The sequence below is a fragment of the Teichococcus aerophilus genome, from assembly GCF_014490485.1.
GTDB lineage: Bacteria > Pseudomonadota > Alphaproteobacteria > Acetobacterales > Acetobacteraceae > Pseudoroseomonas > Pseudoroseomonas aerophila.
Window position 1 is genome coordinate 1 of sequence record NZ_JACTVA010000017.1, and the last position, 22,041, is coordinate 22,041.

Consider the following 22,041-nt stretch of genomic DNA (forward strand, 5'->3'; position numbering starts at 1 on the left):
CAGAGGGGTACGGCTTGCGGGCACTCATGCCCCTCAGCCTGATCATTACCCGCCCAAAGGTCCATAACAGCCTCTAGTTGCCTCATAGACTCGCGAAAGAAGATGGGGGTCTGGGGGAATTCCTTCCCCCAGCCTCCGTTCTACACCGACCATTCCTAGGAATATATTGACATGATCTTCTCTGGGTCCTACTCAACAGGGGTCGACGCCATAGTCGCGCCCTCCGCCCAGCGACCCTGAAAGGCCGGCCAGATTATCGGAGGCGAAACCCCGAACCGCTGATGGCATGGCCGTCTGCCGCGCTGAAGGTAGCCGATCGACGGCTGCTTCAGCAGGCCGGATGGGTGCAAAGACAGGGGTAGAAGCGGGCAGCGAGGCCGTCTCGCGGCAAAATCGCACCTAAGCGCGGGGAAGTGCCGGTCCATTGAGAATCGGAGTCGATGCGACTCCGATTCCGGGGCTATTTTCGGAGCCGATACCCCGAATCGCGACACCTCTCCCGGCCCGCGCAGATGCGCTTCTAAACGCCAGCGGCGGTCGAATTCGCTGCTAATTGGGGTTTTCGGAGGCGAAACCCCGAATCTTTGTCCCGCTTTCGGAGGCGAAACCCCGAACCTACCCCCTCGCGATCCCGCTGGGGTTATGCATGCTGGCGACAGAACAGAGCAGAACACCCGTTTCCAGCGATGGCACGCCAACCCACCTCGCGGCAGGAGCCCCCGGCGGACTCCGAAAAGCCCCCCTCCCCGCCCGTGCGGGGCAAGGCGGCCGCGCCCGCGCGTGCCCGCAGAGTGCGGGAAGCCTTGCCGGACCTGTTCGACAGCCCACTGCGGGGCAAGGTGCGTGGCCAGCGCAGCGTCATGGCCTATCCGTTCTTCCACCTGGGCAAGACGGCGCCCACGCGCGACGTGCTGCGCTACGACGACGGCCAGGTGCGTATCGAGGTGGCGCCTGGCCCGTCCGGGATGGCCACCATCTACGACAAGGACCTGATCCTCTACATCGCCTCCCTGATGGCCGAGAAGCTGCGGCGGGGCGAGCTGCGGGTCGATGACCCGAAGCCGGACCGGGAATTCACCTTCACCGCGCATGATTTCTTCCGTGTCGCCGGGCGGGATACCGCCGGCAAGGCCTATGACCGCCTGCTGCAGATGCTGCAGCGGCTGCAGGGTACCCAGGTGCGGACGAATATCGAGATGGCGGGCGAAGGCGCCGATGGCGTGTTCTCCTGGATCGACGCGGTGAACACCCGCTACCGCCGCAACGCGCGGAAGGAGAAGGAGCTGGTCAGCGTCTCGGTGACGCTGTGCGCCTGGCTCTATCGCGGCATCCTGAGCGATGCGCGGCTGCTGACCTTCTCCGACGGGTATTTCGACCTCGCGCCGCTGGAGCGCCGTCTCTACGAGATCGCCAAAGCCGAGGATGTCGACGAAGCCGGCTGGACGATCGGGATCGAGGACCTGCACGCCCGCGTCGGCACCAAGGGCCTGCTGCGGCACTTTGGCCAGTTCCTGAACGAGCTGGAGCAGACGCAGCGGCTTATCGAGTTCGATATCGGCCTGCATCGCCCGGCGGCTGAGCCGCAGCGGCGTGGACGGCCCGGCTATGAAGGCACGATCGTGACCTTCACCGCCCGGGCCAAGGCCCCGCAACCGCGCCGCCTGGATGCGGCTGGCGGAGACACACCAGCAACCGAGATGGAAGGACCCGCACGGGACTGACCCAGACCAGGCAAGGCCTGGAAACGCAAAACCCCGCTTTGGCGAGCGGGGCTTGCTGAACATACCGAAGTTAGGCCGGTGGCCTAGGGGATGTCCTGAACACTCATCCATCTAGGTATCCGTGAGCTGATGGTCAAGCACGAAACCTGTTTTCGGCGCTGATGCATGCTCGTGCCCGCTTCGGTTTCTCTGATCCGAAGGAATGGGCAACGTGGAACCTCTGGTATCCGTGCGGGCATCCGTGCGCGGGCTGCGCAAGCTAACCCCCAATCATCTGCTGGCCGCAAGGCTGGTGGAACAGGCCACCGGCCTGCCGCCGGGCGTCAAGCACCCCAACCAATTGCTGGCGACGCTGCGGCGGGCCGCCCCGTATCTGGGCTGCCACAGCCTGTTGCCGCTGATGGAAGCACTGTTCCGATGGACCCAGCCGCAGGATTGGGAACCGGGCGAGGACCCCATCGTCTGGCCGGGGAATGAGGAGCTGGCTAGTGCGCTGGGGTGCAGCGAGCGGCATGTCAGCCGGTTGATCGCCGCCGCCATCGAGGCGCGGCTGCTGGCGCCGAAGGATGGCAGCGACCGCCGCCGGCGCGGGGTACGGCAGAATGGCCGGATCCTCTGGGCCTGGGGTTTCAATCTGCGCCCGATGGCGGCGCGCCATGCCGAATTCCAGGAAGTGATCGAGGCCGGGGAGCTGGCACGGCGGCAATGCCGCGCGCTGCGCAGGGAAGCCTCGGCATCCTGCCAGTCGCTGGAGCAGTTCCTGGCCCTGGCACAGCAGAACGGCCTTGAGGCCGAGATGCTGGGCGCGTGGCGGAACGAGGCGCAGCACCTGCGCGCCGGCCTGAGACGGATGGAAGAGCCGACGGCGCTGGAAGCGGTCGTCGCGCAGCTTCGCAACCTCGCGGCATCGGGCCTGGCCTGGCTGGAACAGGCCCTGGAAAACGCGGATATGTCAGGCTCGGCTGACGACGATGTCAGGCCTATTTTAACTACAATTCACTCCAGGGATCCTGAAAGGACTACGGTAGTGGCATTGAGGGAAGCCAGGACAGGTGGCGCCCTCCCCTCCCCGCTTCCAGCCATGGAGCTGGTGGCACAGCCGCCCTGCACGGTCTCGGCCGAGGAATTGGTCCGGCTGGCGCCAAAGCTCGGGCGGTGCCTGACCACAGATCGGCCTGATCGGCCTGATTGGGCGGATGTAGCGGATGCGGCAGCGGTGCTGGCGCAGGACATGACCATCCCCCGAGTGCTGTACGCGGAAGCCTGCCGGCTGCTGGGACGCCGAATGGCGGCGGTTGCCGTCGCGATCATCTCCACCAAGGCCGCGGGGCATTTCCGACAGGCGGGGCCAGGAGGCTACCTGCGCGGCATGCTGCGAAAGGCGCGGGAAGGATCCCTGCATCTCGACCGGAGTATTTTCGGGCTGCGGGAGGCCCAGGCCCCGGCTGTTCGTGGACATGCGCGACGGAGCGCGTGGATGGCGAGGCGCCCCGGCACTGAACAGGCGTTTGCATGACGCCGGGCGTGCGTTCAGCGCTGTGACAGGTCTCGGAGAGGAACCGGAGGCGAGGATGTCGTGCCGCAAGCTCGCCAATCGTCACGGTGGTGGGAGGAGAGGTCAAAGGAAAGAATTCCCTTAAAATCGCCGCTTTGTTTTATGGGCTGGCGTAGTGCGTCAGGACCGACAGTTGGCGCTGTGAGAAAGACTATGGCCTGACCTTTCGGTGTTACCCCTGCCTAGGCCGAGAGGCTGGACCTCTCCACCAGCCAGGCCCACAGAGCCGCACGTCAGGAAGCTCCGGATAGTTCTTTGCTCGACCTTCCCGCCTAGGTCCGGGTCTCGACCGGCCCTGGCGCTGCACTTTCCGCACCGGTTCCTTCAGGCAAAGGCAAAGCCAGGATGACGCGGTCAAGGCAGTGCTGCAGGACACCTGATGGTCGCTCTGAGCGTCTTCATGGGGAAATTGTGCAGTTGACGGCCGTCAACTCGCTACTGAACGCCGAGGCCTGGCTTTCAAGCCCTGGACTTAGATGCGATATTGCCCCCCATATGCTCCTGAAGCCGCATTTGCGAGTGAACGACATGAATGGCCCAGCTGGCAACCGCAAGGTCGCGGATATCGACACCATCATCAGCGCCCAGGCACAGGAATTGTCCGAGCGGCTGCAAGCACACCGGCTGGAACTGTTCCCGCCCGCGGCACAAAAGCCGCTGCGCTCATTCCAGGCTTCGGAAGTGGCCAAGCTGCTGGGAGTGAAGAGCGGCTATCTGCGCAACCTGTCCCTGGAAGGCAAAGGCCCCTCCCCCAGCGTTACCAGCTCCGGCCGGCGCTTCTATGCGGCGGAACAGGTACAGGAACTTCGCGCCTACCTGGACCAGACCGGCCGACCGAGCCGCCGCTACGTCCCGCATCGCCGGGGCAAGGAGCATATCCAGGTCATCGCCGTCGTCAATTTCAAGGGCGGCAGCGGCAAGACGACGACGACGGCGCATCTGGCCCAGCACCTGGCCCTGACCGGGCACCGCGTCCTGGCGGTGGATCTTGACCCGCAGGCCAGCCTGTCCGCCCTACATGGCTTCCAGCCGGAATTCGACCTGGGGCCGAACGAGACGCTCTACGCAGCACTCCGCTATGACGACGAGGCCCGCCCGCTCTCCGAATTGATCCGGCCGACCAATTTCCCCGGGCTGCATATCGTCCCGGCGAATATCGAGCTGATGGAATTCGAGTACGATACGCCGCGCGTGTTGGCGACGCATGAAGGCGGCGCCACGGGGCGGGATTTCTTCGCCCGGCTGGATAATGCCCTAGCCACCGTGGCTGATGACTACGACATCGTCGTCATCGACTGCCCGCCGCAGCTTGGCTACCTTACCATGGCGGCACTCTGTACGGCGACGGCAGTACTGATTCCGGTGCATCCGCAGATGCTGGACGTCATGTCCATGTGCCAGTTCCTGCTGATGCTGGGCGACGTGCTGAGCCATCTGAAATCCGCGGGCGGCAATCTGCGCTACGACTGGATGCGCTACCTCGTCACCCGCTACGAGCCGAGCGACGGGCCGCAGACCCAGATGGTCGGCTTCATGCGCTCCTTGTTCGGGGAACATGTGTTGACCCATCCGATGCTGAAGAGCGTCGCCATTTCCGATGCCGGCATCACCAAGCAAACCCTGTACGAGGTGGAGCGCCGGCAGTTCACACCCGCGACCTACGACCGGGCATTGGAATGCCTGGATGCAGTGAATGGCGAGGTCGAACAACTGGTCCACCAGGCCTGGGGGAGGGGATAAATGGCCCGCAAGAACCTGCTCACCGGCTTGACGGCCCCAAAGTTGACGGCCGTCAACTCCGATACGCCAACCACCAGCGCGCCCACCCGTGCGCCCGGCCTGGCCTTCGCCAGCCGCGGCGCGGTGGGTGCGGTGACACGGAGCATCGAGGATCTGGCCGCCAAGGCCAATGCGGCGAAGGAACTGGAAGCCAAGCTGATTTCCGGCCAGGTAATCGTCGATCTGGACCCGGCAACGGTGGATGCATCCTTCGTCGCTGACCGCATGGCGCAGGATGATGGCGAGTACCAAGCGCTGCGGGACAGCATCGCCGCCAGCGGGCAGGATTCGCCCATCCTGGTACGCCCGCATCCGGAAGGGCAGGGGCGCTACCAGGTTGCCTTCGGGCACCGGCGGTTGCGGGCGGCCAAGGAACTTGGCAAGCCGGTGCGTGCGGTGGTGCGGCCACTGTCCGACCGGGAATTGGTGCTGGCGCAGGGGCAGGAGAACAGCGCCCGGGCCAACCTGTCCTTTATCGAGCGCGCGCGCTTCGCGCACCGACTAGAGCAGGGAGGCTACGACCGGGAGACGATCATGCTGGCGCTGAGCGCCGACAAGACCACGGTCTCCCGCCTCATCACCGTTATCGAGCGTATTCCGCCTGCCGTGGTGGACGCGATCGGCGCCGCGCCGGCAACCGGCCGCGACCGGTGGGTCGAGCTGGCGAACCTGTTTCGGCAGGAGCAGGCCGAGGATCTGACGACGCTGGTTGAAAGCGCGCCGTTCCAGGGCCTGGATTCTGACGCCCGTTTCCAGCAGGTGCTGGGCCGGCTCAGCCAACCGGACCCTGTTGCGGCGCCTGTGGCCGAGCCTGAGCCGCAAAGGCCAGCCCGGGCAGGGGAGGGGGCTTCGTTCCGCCACTGGGCCCATTCCAGCGGCACCCGGGTGCTGAAGGTGGCAACTGGCGAGCGGGCGACGACTTTGACCATCGATAACCGCCGCGTGCCGGGCTTCGACGCCTTCCTGTTGGAGCGGATGGAGGAACTCTACTCCGCCTTCATCAAGACGGCGGGCACGGCTGCGCCCAGGAAGAAGGGTGGACGAGGGTAGGGGCGGTTCTGCCGGCTAGACCAGGGCAGCTATAGAGCTCCGCCCCCTCTCCAGCATCCCTGCTGTCCTCATGCGCCTGTGGTTGGGTAAGGCCCTCCTCAGGCAGCGCTACTGATCCGCGGCGCCGGTGTGCCCGGCCGCTGCGGCAAGCCCGCTGCTGGCAGGCCTATGAGGGCGGACCGCTCCCCACCAGCCTTCCTGTGTGAACGATCGATCCATCCGTCACAGCCGCCTGAACGGTGTGGCCACTTGTCCCTGCCGGTCATGGCCCGCTCCACGCTCGGGCGGCGCTGCGTGTGAGTTGATAGGGGAGGGGCCGACGGCACGGTTGGGCCGGTACCGTCAGCGTTCATGGCGGAGTCCCTTATAGCCCAAAGGCTGTCTGGAACTTCGGCGACTGATGGCGCGGCTGGGATTTTTCGTGCCAGCGCAGGGGTGGCACTGGCCAAATGCGGGGACACTTGGCCAAGCCGCCGACGGAGCGGGTGCTGCAAAGCCCGTCGTAACCGACCGGTCAGAGCTTCCAGACGGTCTCTAAGCCCACCCGACCTCAACGAAGCCTAAGCCCGGGATTTTGGCTCTCCATCGTATCCGCAGGCTTGGCGTCCCTATAACCAGTGCCACGTGACCCCTTTGGCGGCTTCCCGGAATACTTACTGAAGAACACCTGGCACGGGTTCCCAAAGGCCTCAGGCCTTTGGCGGAGAGAGTTCGAGAGGGGCGGCGCCCCTCTCAAGGCAGCGCAGCAAGCCAAGAAAGCCTGCAAAACAGGACTGCCCTAACTCGTGATAACGCCTATTATCGCGAGTAAGCCTGTTAACACCGCTTGCCCAGCCTCCAGACGACCGGCACATTGGCGCGTCGAGGCAGGGGAGCAGCATGGGCGGCGAGATCGCGATCGGCAGCGCGCAGGCGGCGCAATGGGTGGCGGAGCCGACGGAGCAGGGGCTCGCCGCGTTGCTGGCGGCCGAGGAATATCTGCAGCTCTCCTTCGCGCCGGCGACGCAGCGCGCCTACAGCGCCGACTGGAAGGATTTCCTGCGCTTCTGCGCCGAGATGGGCTTCGTCGCCATGCCCGCGACGCCGAAGACCGTGGCCGCCTACCTGGTCAGCATCGCCAAGCTGCGCTCGCCCGCCACGGTGCGGCGGCGGCTGGCGGCCATCCGGCTCGCGCACCGCCTGGCGCGGGAAGCAGCACCGGCCGAGGATGCGGAGGTGCAGATCGCGCTGAAGGGCACGCGGCGCCGGCATGGCCGCCCGGTGCAACAGGCCGCGGCCATCCGCCTGACGGAATTGCGCCGGCTGCTGTCGACCTGCACGGAGGATGCGACCGGACGGCGGGACCGGGCGCTGTTGCTGCTGGGCTTCGCCGGGGCGCTGCGACGTTCGGAGTTGGTGGCGCTGGACGTGACGGACCTGACGCACACGATGGAGGGGCTGCGGCTGCGCATCCGGCGCAGCAAAACCGACACGGCGGCGGAGGGGGTGGAGCTGGGCATCCCACGCGGGCGGAACCCGCTGACCTGCCCGGTGCGGGCGGTGGAAGCCTGGCTGGCCACGTTGAAGCACCGCACCGGGCCGCTGTTCCGTGCCGTGCACCAGACCGGCGCCATCGGGCGGGAACGGCTGCACGCGGATTCGGTGCGCTTCATCCTGCAAGCCCATGCCAGGAAGGCCGGGCTGCCGGTGACCGGCCCCAAGCGCATCACCGCGCATGGCCTGCGCGCCGGCTTCATCACCGAGGCGTATGACCGCGGCCTGCGCGACCGCGACATCATGCAGCACAGCCGGCACCGGGACCTCAAGACGATGCACGGCTATGTCCGCCTGGCCCGGCTGCTGACCGACAGCCCGGCGGGCGAGGTCGGGTTGTGAGCAGCTTCCGGTTTCCGTGGGAGGACGAGGCTGCCCCGTCCGCCCCGGCGCCAAACCCCCCGGCACCCAACACCCCGGCGCCCAACACCCTGGCGCCCGTGCCGAAGCCCCGCCCGGGGCGGCCGAAGGGACTGGGCCGCGCCGGGGCGATCCTGGCCCGGCAACCACCGGTGGAGCCGGCGGCGGACACGGCGGCACGCCACACGGAATGGTTGGCCTGCCGCCTGGATGTCTCGGGGCCGGAGGACGCATTGCACGCCTTCGCTGTGGCGGCAGCCGGAGCCGGGGTGACGCCCTGGGCGCGCGATTTCGCCGCCGAGGAAGAGGATGTGTTCCACCTGCTGGCGGCACGCGCGCCCCAGGACGGGCGGCTGTCGCTGGAGGCCTGCCGCATCTTCGCCGCGCAGTTCCGGGAGCGCTTGCAGGACCACCACGATCGCGCCCTGGCCCGCCTCGACCACAGCCGCGCCTGCCCGTTCGACCTGCAGGCGCTGCTACCGGTGCCGGCGCCGATCCTCGGCCTGGGCGTGCGGCATCCGGACGCGGCACGCTGGCTGGCGGCGCATTGGGGCACAACGGAACTCCGCAAATCCATGCTGCATCCCGGCAAGGCGCGGCAGCGCCCGCTGGCCACGCTGCGCTACAGCTTCTTCGCCGCCGATACGCTGCCGCGGGCAGCGGTGCGGCGCCTGGCGAGGGCCTGGCCGCACCTGGCGCTGGACCTGGGCGGCGCCGGGTGACACCAGCGGCGGAGGTGCAGGGCGCCACGCTGGTCGTCCACCTGGAGGGCTATGACGGGCCGATCGACCTGCTGCTGGAGCTGGCGCGGGCGCAGAAGGTGGATCTGGCCCGGCTGTCGCTGCGCGACTTGATCGACCAGTACCTGGCGGCGGTGGAGGCAGGTCGCGGCGTGGCATCGCTGGCCGAACGCAGCGAGTGGCTGATCGCCGCCAGCCGGCTGGTGTTGCTGAAATCCCGGCTGCTGGTGCAGGCGGAGGACGCGCCCGCGCCGGCCGACGCGGACCGCCTGCTGGAGGAGCTGGCCCGCGCCGCGCAGCGGCAGCACGCTCGGGCGCTGGCGGCCTGGCTGGAGGCACGGCCGCAACTCGGCCACGACATCTTTGCCCGCGGCCGGCCGGACGCGCCGCGGCAGGCGGGCTACCAGGGCGATATCCTCGACCTGCTGCTGGCGTGTTTCGACCTGCTGGAACCGCCCCGCCCGCCCGCCCCGCCGCCGCGCTACACGCCGCCGAGCCTGGATGTCTGGACCCTGGCCGAGGCGTTGCAGCACTTGCAGGCGCAGTTATCCCAGCACCCGGCGGGCGGCGCGCTGCAGCACTTCGTCCCGGAGCGGGAAAGCGGCGAAGCCGGCGGCCTGCGCCGCCGTTCCGGCGTGGCCAGCACCTTCCTGGCGGGGCTGGAACTGGCCAAGCAGGGCAGGGTGGTGTTGCAGCAGCAGGAGAATTTCGGCGTCCTGCAGGTGCGGCTCAGCGCGGACGCGGGTGCGCCGGCAGCGGTGTAGGGCGGCGGGGGTGCGTCTGATAACAGATCTTTTCAGACGGAATGGGGGATGAGGTCAGCTGATGGCCGGAAGCGGACTCATGAACGAACTGAAGGTGTAAAGTGGCAGCCGCAGGCTGAAACAAGGAACTGTTGCGTCGCAGCCGGATGGGTCAAGCGGATGGAGGGTGCCACCCGCCCGACCGCTTCCCTCAGTCGGCGTATTCGTTGGCTGCCTGGATGATCGGACGCCAGCGGGCAATCTCCTCGGCCAGGAAGCGGCGGTGATAGGCCGGCGTGGCCCGCTCCTCCGTGACCGGCTCCGTCACCAGTTCAGCGAAGCGCTGCCGTAGCCGCTCGTCACGCAACGCGGCGCGAAGCGCGACCGACAGGCGCTCCTGCACCTCGAGCGGGGTATTGGCCGGCGCGTACAGGCCGTGCCAGGTGCTCATCACCAGCCCCGGCCGCCCGGCCTCTGCCGTGGTAGGCAGGTCGAGGCCGGCCACCCGCTGAGGTGCCGTAACTGCGTAGCCCCGGACGTTGCCGTCGCGGATGAACGGAGCCGTGCTCGTGGCTTGATCGCAGAACACGTCCACGCGTCCGGCCACCAGCTCGGTCAGCGCCGGCCCTCCGCCACGAAAGGCCACTGGGGTCATTGCCGTCCCTACCGTCTGCTGGAGCAGCAGGCCGCAAAGATGGTTGGCGGCGCCGATGCCAGCGTGCGCCAGGTTCAGCCGGTCCCCCTGGCGCTGGATCTCGGCAATGTAGCCGGCAAGGTCAGTGGCCGGAAAATCCCGCCGCGCCACCAGGGTCATGGCCGCGTCCGAAACTAGGCCCAGCGGTGCAAAGCTGTCGGTCACGCTGTAGGGCAGCCGGCGGTACAGGGTGGCGCTGGTGGCGTGGCCAATATGGTGCATCAGCAGGGTGTGGCCGTCGGCCCGGGCGTTGGCCACGCGCGCCGCGCCGATGGTGCCGCCGGCTCCACCCGCGTTCTCCACCACCACCGGCTGTCCGAGGTCGCGGCCCATGGGCTCGGCGATAAGGCGGGTGATGGCGTCGGAAGAACCGCCGGCGGCGAAGGGCACGATGATCGTGATGGCTCGGTTCGGAAACGGCTGCTGCGCCCGAACGGCGGGGGTGCAGAGCAAGGCCGGCACGGCGGTCAGCAAGGCGCGACGCTTCATGTGTGGCTCCTCCGTTATTGCTTTTGCTTGGACGTGTAAGCGTGAGGTGAGCTCGAAAGGCGACCCCGGATCGGGAGGCGGGGCCCCTGGTGGCCCCCGCGAGGAGCCACCATTGGCCACGCACACTCCGCGGTCGCTAGGACGCCAGTTCCCGCATCACCTGGATGAGGTCCGACTTCCCCTCGAACCCGATGCCCGGCAGCTCGGGCATGGTCACGCGGCCGTTCTCCACCCGCACGCCATCGGGGAAGCCGCCATAGGGCTGGAACAGATCGGGGTAGCTCTCATTGCCACCCAGCCCCAGCCCCGCCGCGATCATCAGCGACATCTGGTGCCCGCCATGCGGGATGCAGCGCGACGGCGACCAGCCGAACTGCTTCAGCACCTCCAGCGTGCGTAGATATTCCACCAACCCGTAGCTTAGGGCGCAGTCAAACTGCAGCCAGTCGCGGTCGGGGCGCATGCCGCCGTAGCGCAGCAGGTTGCGCGCATCCTGGTGGGAGAACAGGTTCTCGCCGGTGGCCATGGCGCCGGGATAGAATTCCGAGATCGCGGCCTGCAGCGCATAGTCCAGCGGATCGCCGATCTCCTCGTACCAGAACAGTGGATAGTCGCGCAGCATCTTGGCGTAGGCGATGCCGGTTTCGAGGTCGAAGCGTCCGTTAGCGTCCACCGCAAGCTGTGCCCGGGAGCCGATCTCCTTCAGCACGGCCTCGATGCGCCCACGGTCCTCCTCGAGCGAGGCACCGCCGATCTTCATCTTCACCACATTGTAGCCGCGGTCGAGGTAGCCGCGCATCTCGGCGCATAGCGCGGTGTTGTCCTTGCCCGGGTAGTAGTAGCCGCCGGCGGCGTAGACGAAGACGCTGGGGTTTGCCTCGCGCCCGTGGCGCTCGGCTAGCAGGCGGAACAGCGGCTTGTTCTCGATCTTGGCCACCGCGTCCCACACCGCCATGTCGAGGGTGCCGACCGCCACAGACCGCTCGCCGTGCCCACCGGGCTTCTCGTTCTGCATCATCGCTGCCCAGACCTTGGCCGGGTCGATGTTGTCGCGCGCGTCGTCCAACAGGCTCTTGGAATCGGCCTGGAGGATGCGGTCACGGAATCGCTCTCGGATCAGCCCGCCCTGGCCGTAGCGGCCATTGGAGTTGAAGCCGTAGCCTACCACCGGCTTGCCGTCTCGGATCACGTCGGTGACCACGGCCACGAGGCTCGCGGTCATCTTGCTAAAGTCGATGTAGGCGTTGCGAATGGGGGACGCGATGGGTTTAGTCACCTCGCGGACTTCGACGATGCGCATCCGGCATACCTCCTCGTTGACTGGGAGCCGGGGCTCCGGCCTTACGCCCTGAGCGGCGCTTCACTAGGACACGGGGCTCAGATACGGTCGCGTATGGATCAATCTCCAATGCCAAGAGTCGCAATCGTTATGCAGGATCGGCATCGGCCGTGGACCTGAACTGGCTGGAGGATTTCCTGGCCTTAGCCGAGCACCGGAACTTCTCCCGCGCGGCCGAGGCGCGGAACGTCACCCAGCCGGCCTTCAGCCGACGCATCCGGGCGCTCGAGGAGTGGGTCGGCACGCCGCTCGTCGCGCGCCTGCCTCAGGGCGTGGCACTGAACGCCGCCGGAGAGTTCCTGCGCGAGCAGGCGGAGGGCCTGACCCGCGACCTGCACCAGATGCGGCGCGGCGCCCTCAAGGCGGCGGGGCGCGAAGGGGCGGCGCTGGCGATCGCCGCCACCCACGCGCTGTCCTTCACCTTCTTTCCCGGCCTGATTCGCGCACTGCCGATGCAGGAAAGCCTGGGCACGCTGAACCTGATCTCGGACACGATGGCGGCCTGCGAGCGGGTACTGTTGGCCGGCGACGCCGATTTCCTGCTGTGCCATGCGCGCAGCGGCGTACCGACCCGGCTAACGCCTGATGCCTTTACACACCTGGTGGTCGGCAGCGACCAGCTCGTGCCGGTCTCGGTGCCCAACGCGTCCGGGGCCGCGCAGTGGACGCTGCCAGGAACGCCGTCCTCGCCCGTGCGCCTGCTGGCCTACAACTCGGCCTCCGGCCTCGGCCGCATCCTGGAGGCGACACAGCGGCAGTTCGCCCACCCGCCCTCGCTCGATCCTGTGTTCACCGCCCCCCTCGCAGCCGCCCTGCACACCATGTCCCGCCAGGGGCAGGGGATGGCGTGGTTGCCGCGCACCATGGTCGCGGATGATCTGGCAGCCGGGCGGCTCGTCGAGGCCGGGGGCGAGGAGTTCTCGATCGCACTCGAGATCCGGCTGGTCCGCCCCCTGCGCCGGCAATCGAAGACGGCCGAGGGCTTCTGGGCAGCAGTATCCAGGCTGGCGATGCCCTGAAGCACCACAGCGTATCGGGCAGCAACACGGCTTCCCTAGAGCGCCGATATCCGTATCCTGATAGCCGGCGCCGTGGGTTCTTAGGGTCGCGGCAGGCTGAGCAACGACAGCCTGCCTGATGTGCGAGGCGGCTAGGTCCGGCGCATCTGCTGCCGCACCACGTCGGCAACTGGGTGCAGGATGCTGGGTGGCAGGCTGCCCACTAGGCTGTAGCCGTTCCCCTCCGTGGCCCAGGTGAAGGCCTGCACCGCGCTGTCGTCGCGATGGGCCATGGGGGTGTCGCGTTCTAGCGCCATTGGCCGGGTGAGCAGCACCAGGCGGCTACCGGCGTCGTTGTCGAACATGACCAGCACGGCCGCGCCCTGCGGCGTCGGCACCAGCCGCCCGCCCATCAGCCGGTATCCCTGCGCCGAGGGGTCTGGCAAGGTCACCTCCCGCCCCAGCTGCCCAGAGGCCCAGCTGACCAGCGTGGCGCGGTCGGCGGCGCGCAGCTCCACCGGCCGCTCCCGGTCCGGGCTGAACACGGCGTAGCTCTCCGCCGCCTGCTGCGCCAGCGCGGCGATGCCTAGCGGGGCCGGCCGTACCGCAGCCACCAGCCGCTGCCGCCGCCTCGGCATAGGACAGGTCCTCGACGGCGACCAGGAGCAGCACGCTGCGCTGGTCCTCCGGCAGGTCGTCCAGCGCGCGCGGCAGGTCGCGCTGCCGGCGGCTTCATCGCTTAGGTCGCCCAACAAGGAAGTGGACAGGGTGCGGCGGCTCATCGGTCATCTATAGCACTTTGCCAGCGCTCCTTCGGCCGACATGAGTGTTATCCAGAGAAGGCGCCTGATGGAAACGGCCGCAACTCTACCTCCCTACGAGGCCGTTGTTTCTGCCTGCACTGCACCGAAGGCCAATGGCACGGTGCCACCAACGCAGTTCCGGCCTGCCCGCTTCGCATCGTACAGCGCGAGGTCTGCTTGATTGACAAGGTCTTGTAACCTGGCACGGCTTGTGATGTCGGACGCCAAACCAAGGCTCATGGTGGCACGAACCGTGTGGCCACCGGCTTCCATGCCCGCTTGCTCGAACGCGCGCCGCAAGCGCTCTGCCAGCCAATGGCCCTGCTCGAGCGCCGTGCCTGGCAGAACACAGAGGAATTCCTCACCGCCCATGCGAAAGACCCGGTCTGTCGACCGGAACACTTTGTGCGCAGTGGCTACAGCGGCCTGTATGATCTTATCGCCAGTGTCATGGCCGAAACGGTCGTTGACTTGCTTGAAATGGTCGAGGTCGAAAGCAATGACGGTCACCATGACGGGTGCTGTCGAACTACTTCCATCGAGATCCTGCGCCAGCTCGTCGAAGGCCCTTCGGTTGAAGGCACCGGTCAGAGGATCCTTGAGGGACAATGTCTGGTTGCGCATCGCAGTCCTCTCCCGCGACAGAGCGATGAGAAGCGCCGAGACGAGCAGAACCTGTGTGACAGAAGCGAGGTTATAAGCGACGACCGCCCAGACTTCCGTCGGCCGCCCACCAAGCGGCATGGGGAGATAGTTGGACAGCACGACCCGCAGGGCCGAGAAGCCCGTGAAGAAAACGAAGGTGCCCCAGAGAAGCGGCCTGGAAGGCAAGCTTTCCGCCCGGCTCCTCGTCATTTCCCAGGCGCACAGGCCGTTGAACAAGGTGAAGATCAGCGTGCGTGTGATCGCGCCTTCCACGGCCATACGCCAGGGCCCAAAGATGACGAGCGAGACCACTAGCCACGCCGCCGGTATCCCGATGGCCCAGCCCAGGACGGATGATCGCCCATTGAAGGAACGGACCACCTGCCAACCGCAGCCAAAGGCTGCAAGCAGGAAGGCGGTACCAAGATGCAAGGCAGCGCGGTTGGGCAAAACCTTGTCGTTAACGAGCAGAGCGCAGCCAATGAACCCCATGAGAAATGGCAAGCTGCAAGTCATGAACCAGCGGCGGGATTCACTGAATGCGCCCGCAAACAGCATGATGATACTAACCAAGCATAGAAGAATGGCTGTATAGCCGAGCAAGGTCGGCACATTGATGTACAAGCGCAGAATCCCCCGGCCCAGTGCTCTTCAAGCCAATATTGGGCGGGCATATACGACTGACGCCGCAACAAAAGATAGAGATTTTAGACGGATCAACTTAAGATGATGATGCGGCCCAGAAGATTATCTTGCCGTCACGGGTACTGATTGGCCGGATCACTAACTTAGGGTTGCAGATTCTCAGGAGGAAAGTATTGCGGGATGCCGACGAAGAGATAGATTTTCCTGTCAGACGTTTGTTGCGGATATGACATCATACCTACAGTAGAACGCGTGAGTGGAGCATCGCAAAGCCATACACCGGCCGACCGTTTGGACCTGCTCAGCTATTTCTGACCAAAACTGATCTACACCTTGAGTTATCGTATCCTTCGGCATCAGGGATCTTGATCCAGCCGGAAATAGAGTTGCGAAATGACGGCCCCTGCGCCCGTCTCCAGACGATTTTTCTCAGCTTCGACGTCAACCCGGTCAATGTCGGGAAGACGCATCAGGCGTGGTTGCGTCCTCCCAGAGCGAATCAAAGGAGGAAGTTTCTGACGCAATGATGACTATGCGCCCTCCTGACTGAATGGAATCACCAGGCGGAAGACGGGGCGCGACGTCGCGCTACCAGCCTGTGAACGTCAGCTTGCCAAAGTAGCGATGGTCAGCCCCGCCCCGGAACGCTTTCATTAGCACACCCTCGAACCTCCGCCCGCCTGCGGCCTCACAGGCCATCGCACCACGGTCGAGTATGGGCAAAGGGACGCTGGCGTTAGGGAGGCTGGCGAAGCACCATTTGGTCCGAAAAAGCGGATCATAGGATGGAGCGACATGGATCGGCGGATCAGCTCAGCACCAGGCACAAACTCGAGTTCAGAGTTCGCCGTGGACGACACGGCCTTCGAAGACCGTCGCTATGACCTGTGTTCCGGCGATCTCCATGGGGTTGATCCTCGTCACGTCCCGATCGAGTACGATCAGATCGGCGGAAAAGCCGGGTGAAAGTTGGCCTGTCCGATCGCCGATCCGCAGGGCCCGGGCCGGGCCGCGTGTGTAGAGGGGCAAAGCCTCCTCCACGCTGAGCGCCTGGTCGAGCCTATGCGCGCCGGGGAAGCGGCCGCTGCCGTCCCGCCGCGTCACCATGCCGCAGAGCGAGAGCCAGGGGTCCAGCTCGGCCGAAATGGTCATCCAGTCGGAGCCCACGGCGATATCGGCGCCCGAGGCGACCATGTCCCGGATCGGCCAGGCCTGGGCGTAGCGCTCATTCCCTACCACCCGCTCATGCGTCAGGCTGGCGGAGTTGGGGAACCATAGCGGCGGGTTCATGTCCGCCAGGACGTTCAGTGCCTGCAGCCGCGGGATATCCTGCTGCCGGATGAACTGGCCGTGCGCAATCTGGTGCTGCACGCCGGCGCCGTTGCGCGCCCGCACGCGTTCCACCGCATCCAGCACCGTGAGGATGGCGCGGTCACCGATGGCGTGCACCTTCACGCCGATGCCCTCGGCATCGAAATCGGCGATTGCATCGGCCAGCTGATCAATATCCAGCATCATGGCGATGGGCGGCTCGCCTGGCGGGGCGGTAACATAGGGTTCCAGCATGGCGGCGGTCCGCAGCGATGGGACGCCATCGAGGAAGATCTTGGCGAAATCGGCCACCATGTGCGGCCCGCACAGCGCCTTGCGGGTGCGGCGGAGCTCGGCCGCCTCGGCCGGGTCGTAGCCCATGCTGGTTGGGCTGAGCGCAAGGTTGAAGCCGGCCCAACAGGTCAGGCGCCCCTCGTCGTCCAGCGCCCTGAAGGTCCGCAGCATATCCAGCGTGGCGCTGGCATCGGCGAAGCCGGTCAGGCCCAGGCCGTTGAGGTAGCCCATGGCGTCCCGCGCCACCTGCCGCATCTCCGCATCCGTCAGGGCGGGGATGGCGTCCCGCACGGGCCAGCTCGCCGTTTCATGCAGCAGGCCGGTGGCTTGGCCGGCGGCGTTGCGGATGATCTCTCCATCCGGTGGGTTGGGCGTGGTGGCGTCGATGCCCGCACGGGCCAGTGCCTCGGTATTGGCGAAGCGCCCATGGGCGCTGACATGCGTGAGGGAGACCGGGCGGCCCTGGCTGACGGCATCCAGCGCCGCCAACGCGCCAGGCCGCTCCATCGCTTCCAGCGCGGCCGGGCCATAGGGGCCGGCGGTCACCCATTCCCGCCGTCCCGGAACCTTCGCCGCGGCGCCGACCTTCGCCAGCACCGCCGAGAAATCGTCGGCTGGGTCCAACGGCGTGGAGTACAGGCGCGTCGTCATGCTGGTCAGTAGGTGCATGTGGAAGTCGATCACGCCCGGCATCACCATCCGGCCACCGAGATCGACCCGCCGCGTCCCCGGGCCGCACAGCCCTTCCAGCGCCGTCGCATTGCCCAGCGCCAGGATGCGGCCGCCGCCGATGGCCATGGCCTCGGCGGTCGGGTTGGCGGGGTCCATGGTGCGGATCACGCCATGGTTCAGCAGCAGGTCCGCGTAGGTGGGCATTGGCCTCATCCCGCTCATGCCGGCTTCACGTTCCAGAACAGCGGGAAGCCCTTGGAGAGGCCGGTGATCTCCCGGCGCCACGCCGCCTGCGGGCGGAACTGGCCGAGCGGGATGTAGGGCACGTCCTTCCACGCCTGTAGCTGCAACTCACGGCAGATGCGCTGCTGGGACGCCAGGTCCGGTGCCTCGAACCACGCGGCGCGCAGGCGCTCGATCTCGGGCGACTCCAGCCAGCCGCCAGCGCCCTTGCCATCGCCGCGCAGCGTGACACTGACGGCGGGATTCGCGAGATCATTGCCGGACCAGGTACCGACGAAGCAGCTCCAACCACCCTTGTCCGTCGGCTGGTTGCTGGTACGCCGCTGCATGACGGTGCCCCAGTCGGTGGAGACATAGTCCACGTTCATGCCGATGCGGGTGAGCGTGTCCTGCACCACCATGCTCATGGCATTGATGGCTTCGATGTTGGAGGCGCCGAGCAGCACCACCTTCTCCCCCTTGTAGCCGGCGGCGGCCAGGGCCTGCCTTGCTTTCTCCAGGTCGCGCGGGCCGGTCATCACCTCGGTGCCGGCATCGGAGGCCATGGGCGTATCGGGCGTGAAGAAGCCGACATCGGCGCGCCAGAGCGCCGCGTCATCGCCGGCCACCGCCGTCATGCAGGATTTCTGGTCCAGCGCGCCCAGTAGCGCGCGCAGGATGGCGGGATTGTTGAAGGGCGCATGCTGGTGGTTGATGCGCAGCACACCGATCGTGCCCGTCGGGTCGATATTCTGCACCACGACGTTGCGGTTGCGCTGCAGGGGTGGCAGCAGGTCGAAGCTCGGCGTCTCCAGCCAATCCACCTCGCCGGCCTGCAGGGCGGCGGCGGCGGTGCCGCTATCCGGTACGCTGTGCCATTCGACGCGGTTGAAATGCACGATCTTGCGCCCGGCTAGGAAGCTGGAGGCGCCCGGCGCCGGCACGTACTTCTCGAACTTGCCGTACACGGCGCGGGAGCCGGTGACGCGCTCATCCGCCACGAAGCGGAACGGGCCGCTGCCGACCATCTCCGTCACCTGCGTGGTGGCGGGCGTCGCGGCCAGACGCGCCGGCATGATGGCGCACATTAGCGGGCTGCCCTTGGCCAGTGCCGTCGGCAGCAGCGGGAACGGCCGGCGCAGGCGGAAACGGATCTCCTTGTCGCTGGGCGCGGAGAGTTCCTCCGTCACCGCCATCAGCATCTGGCCAAAAGCGTCGATGCTGGCCCAGCGGCGGATGGAGGCGACGCAATCGGCCGCCAGCACCGGCGTGCCGTCATGGAACAACAGGCCGTCCCGCAATGTCAGCCGCCAGAGCAGGCCGTCATTGTCCACGACATGGCCGGCCACCATCTGCGGCTGCGGCATGAAATGCTCGTCCAGCCCGTAGAGCGTGTCGAACACCATGAAGCCGTGGTTGCGGGTGACATAGGCCAGCGTCCAGATCGGATCGATGATCGCCAGATCGCTGCTGGGGACGAAGCGCAGCGGCCGCGCGGCCTGGGCGTGCGCGAGCCGTGGGGCTGAGAGGGGCACGCTGAGGGCGGCGGCGCCCATGGCGCCCAGAAGATGACGACGACGCATTCCTGCAAGCCTCCTGTACCGGTCGGGAATCTGGGCCGTGAACGGCCCTCCCCACCGGTTTCCCCGGCTTGTGCGGAAGGGCCGGCGTGGTCGCGCCGCTTCAGCCGTCCTGGCGCAGCCAGGCGAGGGTCTCGTCCAGCCCCTCGGCCACGGCGTTGAGGATGATGTCGATCTCGGCTTCGTTGATGATGAGCGGCGGGGAGAACAGCAGCGCGTCGTCACGCCCGCGCAGCAGCACGCCGCGCCGCTGCACGGCGGCGGCCAGGTAGCCCGGCACCTTCCGCGCGCTGGGGAAAGAGGCGCGGGTGCCCTTGTCCTGCACCAGCTCCACTGCGGCCATCAGGCCAACGCCGCGCACCTCGCCCACCAGCGGGTGGCTTTCCAGGGCGCGCAGTCCATCCAGCAGGCGCGGCGAGACCTGGCGGACATGGCCGACGATGTCGCGCTCGCGATAGATCGCCAGGGTCTCCAGCGCCACGGCGGCGCCGACCGGATGCCCGCCATAGGTGAAGCCGTGGGAGAAATTGCCGAGCTTGTCGCTCTCCACCAGCATCGCCTCGTAGATCGCCCTGGAGACCAGCGTGGCCGAGATGGGGAAATAGGCGGAGGAGAGCTGCTTGGCGCAAGTCAGCATGTCCGGCTGGATGCCGAAGCGCTCGCAGCCCCACATCTCGCCGGTGCGGCCGAAACCGCAGATCACCTCGTCGGCGATCATCAGCACCTCGTGCCGGCGCAGTACCTGCTGGATGCGGGCGAAGTAGCCCTCCGGCGGCACGACCACGCCGCCCGTGCCCATCACCGGCTCCGCGATGAAGGCGCCGATCGTCTCCGGCCCCTCGGCCAGGATCAGCGATTCCAGTTCCTGCGCCAGGCGCTCCACGAACTCAGCCTCAGTCTCCCCGGGCTTTCCCTCCCGGTAGAAATGCGGGCAGGTGACATGCAGCACGCCCGTCAGCGGCAGGTTGAAGTCCTGGTGCATGTTCGGCAGGCCGGTGAGGCTGGCCGAGGCAATCGTGGTGCCGTGATAGCCGCGGCGGCGCGAGATGATCTTGCGCTTCTCCGGCTTGCCGATGGCGTGGTGGTAATACCAGACCAGCTTCATCGCCGTGTCGTTCGCCTCGGACCCCGAGCAGGCGAACAGGGCTTTGTCCATGCACTCCCCGGCGCTCGGGCCTGGTGCCATGGTGGTGAGCTGGCTGGCGAGGTCGATGACCGGGCCGGTCGAGCGATGCGCGAAGACCTGCATGTAGGGCAGGTGCCGCATCTGCCGCGCGGCGGCGTCGGCCAACCGGGTCTCGCTGAAACCGAGCGAGGTGCACCACATGCCGCCCATGCCCTCGATCAGCCGCTTGCCGTCCGCGTCGATGACGTAGACGCCCTCCCCCCGGTCGATCAGCAGCGGGCCTTCGCTTTCGTGCAGGCGGAGATTGGTCTGCGGATGGATGTGGTGCGCGATGTCGCGCGCGAAGGGGGAATTCAGGTCCAGCGGCATCTTCACGCTCCGACACTCGGGTTAGTTGACGTGCGCAACGATGTTGGAATGGAGCAGGTGTTGTCAAATATGAAATTCGATTCTATCTATTGATAATAAAACAACTACGAGGACCGCCGTGAAGACAGCCCGCAAGACCCTTCAGTTGCTGAGGCTCTTCAGCGCGCGGGAACCCGAGCTCGGCGTCAGCGAGGTCGCCCGGCGGCTGGAGATGGACCGGGCGGGCGCGCACCGATTGCTGCGCGCCATGGCCGAGGAGCGCTTCATCGAACAGGACCCGCAGAGCCGCCTCTACCGCCTCGGGCTCGGCGTGCTGGATGTGGCCTCGGTGCGGATCAGCCAGCACGGCCTGCTTTGCATCGCCATGCCGCATCTGGACCGGCTGCGGGACGAGGTGGGGGAGACCGTGGCGCTGCTGGTGGCCGATGGGCGGGATGCGGTGTGCCTGGCGGTGGTGGAGAGCCGCCACCCGATGCGCGTGGGCTACGACATCGGTGAGCGGATCCCACTGCACGGCTCGGCCGGCGGCCAGGCCCTGTTCGCCTACCTGGCGCAGAGCGAGCGGGACGCCCTCTACGCCGGCGGGCTGAAGCGCTTCACGCCCCGGACCCCGGTTGAGCCGGAGACGCTGGAACCGATGCTGGCCCGCATCCGGGACGAGCGTGCGTGCTGGTCCCAGGAGGGCTACATCGAAGGGGTGGTCAGCGCGGCCGCGCCCGTGATGGACCCGAAGCGGAGCCTGGCGGGCGCCATCGCCATTGCCGCGCCTTCTTCGCGCATTGGCACTGCGGCGCTACCCGGCCTGGCGCGCGCGGCACGGGGCGTCGCGGATGCCATCGAGGCGGAGTGGGCAGGCTTCGCTGCGCGGAGTACGTCGACGCGCATTGTGTAGCACTGCCAGGACGCGTTCAATCTGGCAGCCATCCAGGCAGCGCACCGGCTAGCCGGCTTGGCGCTGGATCTCGGAGATGCTCTCCTGCGTACGGTGCTGGAACGCATCAGCCACAGCACCGGCACAAGGCCGCGCCGGCAGGCTGCTGCCGCCACCCCGATCTGCTGCGTAAGATGCTGGCGACCCGGCCGGCGGCCACCACACCGCTCGGCGACCGCGACCGCGCGCTGCTACTGCTCGGCTTCGGCGCGGCGCGGCGCTGCGCCGTGCCGAGCTGGTCGGTCTGACGCTGGGCGATGTGGTGGCCGTGGTGGGGAAGGGGCTCCAGGTCGCCCTCTGGGCCAACCCGGCCGAGCCCTTCTGCTGCCCGCTGGCGGCGTGCAGGCCTGAACGAGCTTCCGGCGGGACGCTGCGTACTTTTGCGGCGGCGCCTCGGATGCGGCGCTGCCGCTGTTCGTTGGGCTGGGCAAGGCAGGCCGCT

The 22,041-nt window shown here is 67.1% G+C and carries 16 protein-coding genes and 1 pseudogene; 9 read left to right on the forward strand and 8 right to left on the reverse strand.

The annotated features are described in order from the left end of the window. The first annotated feature begins 803 nt into the window (after positions 1-803). From IBL26_RS11120 to IBL26_RS26085, 7 genes are all read left to right on the forward strand, one after another. Complete coding sequence (locus tag IBL26_RS11120) at positions 804-1,721, forward strand: replication initiator protein A (RefSeq protein ID WP_187784559.1); 918 nt, start codon at positions 804-806, stop codon at positions 1,719-1,721. Positions 1,722-1,923: 202 nt separating this feature from the next. Continuing rightward, positions 1,924-3,237 carry a plasmid replication protein RepC gene (gene repC, locus IBL26_RS11125; RefSeq protein ID WP_241749268.1) on the forward strand — a complete coding sequence of 438 codons (1,314 nt, stop codon included), beginning with the start codon at positions 1,924-1,926 and terminating at the stop codon, positions 3,235-3,237. A 567-nt stretch (positions 3,238-3,804) separates the two neighbouring features. Continuing rightward, the gene (repA, locus tag IBL26_RS11130; RefSeq protein WP_187784561.1) at positions 3,805-5,016 is read left to right on the forward strand and encodes a plasmid partitioning protein RepA; all 1,212 of its coding nucleotides are present in this window, start codon (positions 3,805-3,807) and stop codon (positions 5,014-5,016) included. Further along, positions 5,017-6,105, forward strand: coding sequence for a plasmid partitioning protein RepB (gene repB, locus IBL26_RS11135; RefSeq protein WP_187784562.1), 1,089 nt, complete (start codon positions 5,017-5,019; stop codon positions 6,103-6,105). 879 nt (positions 6,106-6,984) lie between these two features. Beyond that, positions 6,985-7,980 carry a tyrosine-type recombinase/integrase gene (locus tag IBL26_RS11140; protein ID WP_187784563.1) on the forward strand — a complete coding sequence of 332 codons (996 nt, stop codon included), beginning with the start codon at positions 6,985-6,987 and terminating at the stop codon, positions 7,978-7,980. Continuing rightward, entirely contained in the window at positions 7,977-8,720 is a 744-nt protein-coding gene (locus tag IBL26_RS26080; RefSeq protein ID WP_187784564.1) for a hypothetical protein, read from the forward strand. The genes IBL26_RS11140 and IBL26_RS26080 overlap by 4 nt, the downstream gene beginning before the upstream one ends. After that, positions 8,717-9,502 (forward strand): segregation and condensation protein A, encoded by a 786-nt coding sequence (locus IBL26_RS26085; protein ID WP_187784565.1) that lies wholly within the window; start codon positions 8,717-8,719, stop codon positions 9,500-9,502. Before IBL26_RS26080 ends, IBL26_RS26085 begins: the two co-directional genes overlap by 4 nt. A 190-nt stretch (positions 9,503-9,692) precedes the next feature. Here IBL26_RS26085 and IBL26_RS11155 read toward each other — a convergent pair whose 3' ends face one another. Beyond that, entirely contained in the window at positions 9,693-10,664 is a 972-nt protein-coding gene (locus IBL26_RS11155; protein ID WP_187784566.1) for a tripartite tricarboxylate transporter substrate-binding protein, read from the reverse strand. Positions 10,665-10,800: 136 nt separating this feature from the next. Beyond that, on the reverse strand, positions 10,801-11,964 hold the full coding sequence (locus IBL26_RS11160) for a mandelate racemase/muconate lactonizing enzyme family protein (protein ID WP_187784567.1): 1,164 nt from the start codon (positions 11,962-11,964) through the stop codon (positions 10,801-10,803). A gap of 149 nt (positions 11,965-12,113) precedes the next feature. On the opposite strand from IBL26_RS11160, the gene IBL26_RS11165 reads away from it, so the two are divergent. Then, the gene (locus IBL26_RS11165; RefSeq protein ID WP_187784568.1) at positions 12,114-13,022 is read left to right on the forward strand and encodes a LysR family transcriptional regulator; all 909 of its coding nucleotides are present in this window, start codon (positions 12,114-12,116) and stop codon (positions 13,020-13,022) included. Positions 13,023-13,153: 131 nt separating this feature from the next. Here IBL26_RS11165 and IBL26_RS25700 read toward each other — a convergent pair whose 3' ends face one another. The 6 genes and pseudogenes from IBL26_RS25700 to IBL26_RS11195 form a co-directional block, all read right to left on the reverse strand. Next, on the reverse strand, positions 13,154-13,639 hold the full coding sequence (locus IBL26_RS25700; protein WP_187784569.1) for an anti-sigma factor family protein: 486 nt from the start codon (positions 13,637-13,639) through the stop codon (positions 13,154-13,156). Between the two features lie 28 nt (positions 13,640-13,667). Beyond that, positions 13,668-13,715: pseudogene (locus IBL26_RS26090) on the reverse strand (hypothetical protein); the annotation flags it as partial. A 161-nt stretch (positions 13,716-13,876) separates the two neighbouring features. After that, positions 13,877-15,073 (reverse strand): GGDEF domain-containing protein, encoded by a 1,197-nt coding sequence (locus IBL26_RS11180; RefSeq protein ID WP_187784570.1) that lies wholly within the window; start codon positions 15,071-15,073, stop codon positions 13,877-13,879. An 858-nt stretch (positions 15,074-15,931) separates the two neighbouring features. Beyond that, entirely contained in the window at positions 15,932-17,575 is a 1,644-nt protein-coding gene (locus IBL26_RS11185; RefSeq protein ID WP_187784571.1) for an amidohydrolase, read from the reverse strand. Positions 17,576-17,589: 14 nt separating this feature from the next. Continuing rightward, positions 17,590-19,176, reverse strand: a complete 1,587-nt coding sequence (locus IBL26_RS11190; RefSeq protein ID WP_187784572.1) for an ABC transporter substrate-binding protein — start codon at positions 19,174-19,176, stop codon at positions 17,590-17,592. 100 nt (positions 19,177-19,276) lie between these two features. Beyond that, positions 19,277-20,668, reverse strand: a complete 1,392-nt coding sequence (locus tag IBL26_RS11195) for an aspartate aminotransferase family protein (protein ID WP_187784573.1) — start codon at positions 20,666-20,668, stop codon at positions 19,277-19,279. 118 nt (positions 20,669-20,786) lie between these two features. Here IBL26_RS11195 and IBL26_RS26095 point away from each other — a divergent pair, with 118 nt between their 5' ends. Then, positions 20,787-21,560: an IclR family transcriptional regulator gene (locus IBL26_RS26095; RefSeq protein WP_187784574.1), complete on the forward strand. Its 774-nt coding sequence runs from the start codon at positions 20,787-20,789 to the stop codon at positions 21,558-21,560. The last annotated feature ends 481 nt before the right edge of the window (positions 21,561-22,041 follow it).

Bases quoted from the DNA above. Each gene is read 5' to 3' on its own strand.
- repC (WP_241749268.1), top strand. From the start codon at position 1,924: ATGGGCAACGTGGAACCTCTGGTATCCGTGCGGGCATCCGTGCGCGGG.
- repA (WP_187784561.1), top strand. From the start codon at position 3,805: ATGAATGGCCCAGCTGGCAACCGCAAGGTCGCGGATATCGACACCATC.
- repB (WP_187784562.1), top strand. From the start codon at position 5,017: ATGGCCCGCAAGAACCTGCTCACCGGCTTGACGGCCCCAAAGTTGACG.
- IBL26_RS11140 (WP_187784563.1), top strand. From the start codon at position 6,985: ATGGGCGGCGAGATCGCGATCGGCAGCGCGCAGGCGGCGCAATGGGTG.
- IBL26_RS11155 (WP_187784566.1), bottom strand. From the start codon at position 10,664: ATGAAGCGTCGCGCCTTGCTGACCGCCGTGCCGGCCTTGCTCTGCACC.
- IBL26_RS11160 (WP_187784567.1), bottom strand. From the start codon at position 11,964: ATGCGCATCGTCGAAGTCCGCGAGGTGACTAAACCCATCGCGTCCCCC.
- IBL26_RS25700 (WP_187784569.1), bottom strand. From the start codon at position 13,639: ATGCCGAGGCGGCGGCAGCGGCTGGTGGCTGCGGTACGGCCGGCCCCG.
- IBL26_RS11185 (WP_187784571.1), bottom strand. From the start codon at position 17,575: ATGCCCACCTACGCGGACCTGCTGCTGAACCATGGCGTGATCCGCACC.
- IBL26_RS11190 (WP_187784572.1), bottom strand. From the start codon at position 19,176: ATGCGTCGTCGTCATCTTCTGGGCGCCATGGGCGCCGCCGCCCTCAGC.
- IBL26_RS11195 (WP_187784573.1), bottom strand. From the start codon at position 20,668: ATGCCGCTGGACCTGAATTCCCCCTTCGCGCGCGACATCGCGCACCAC.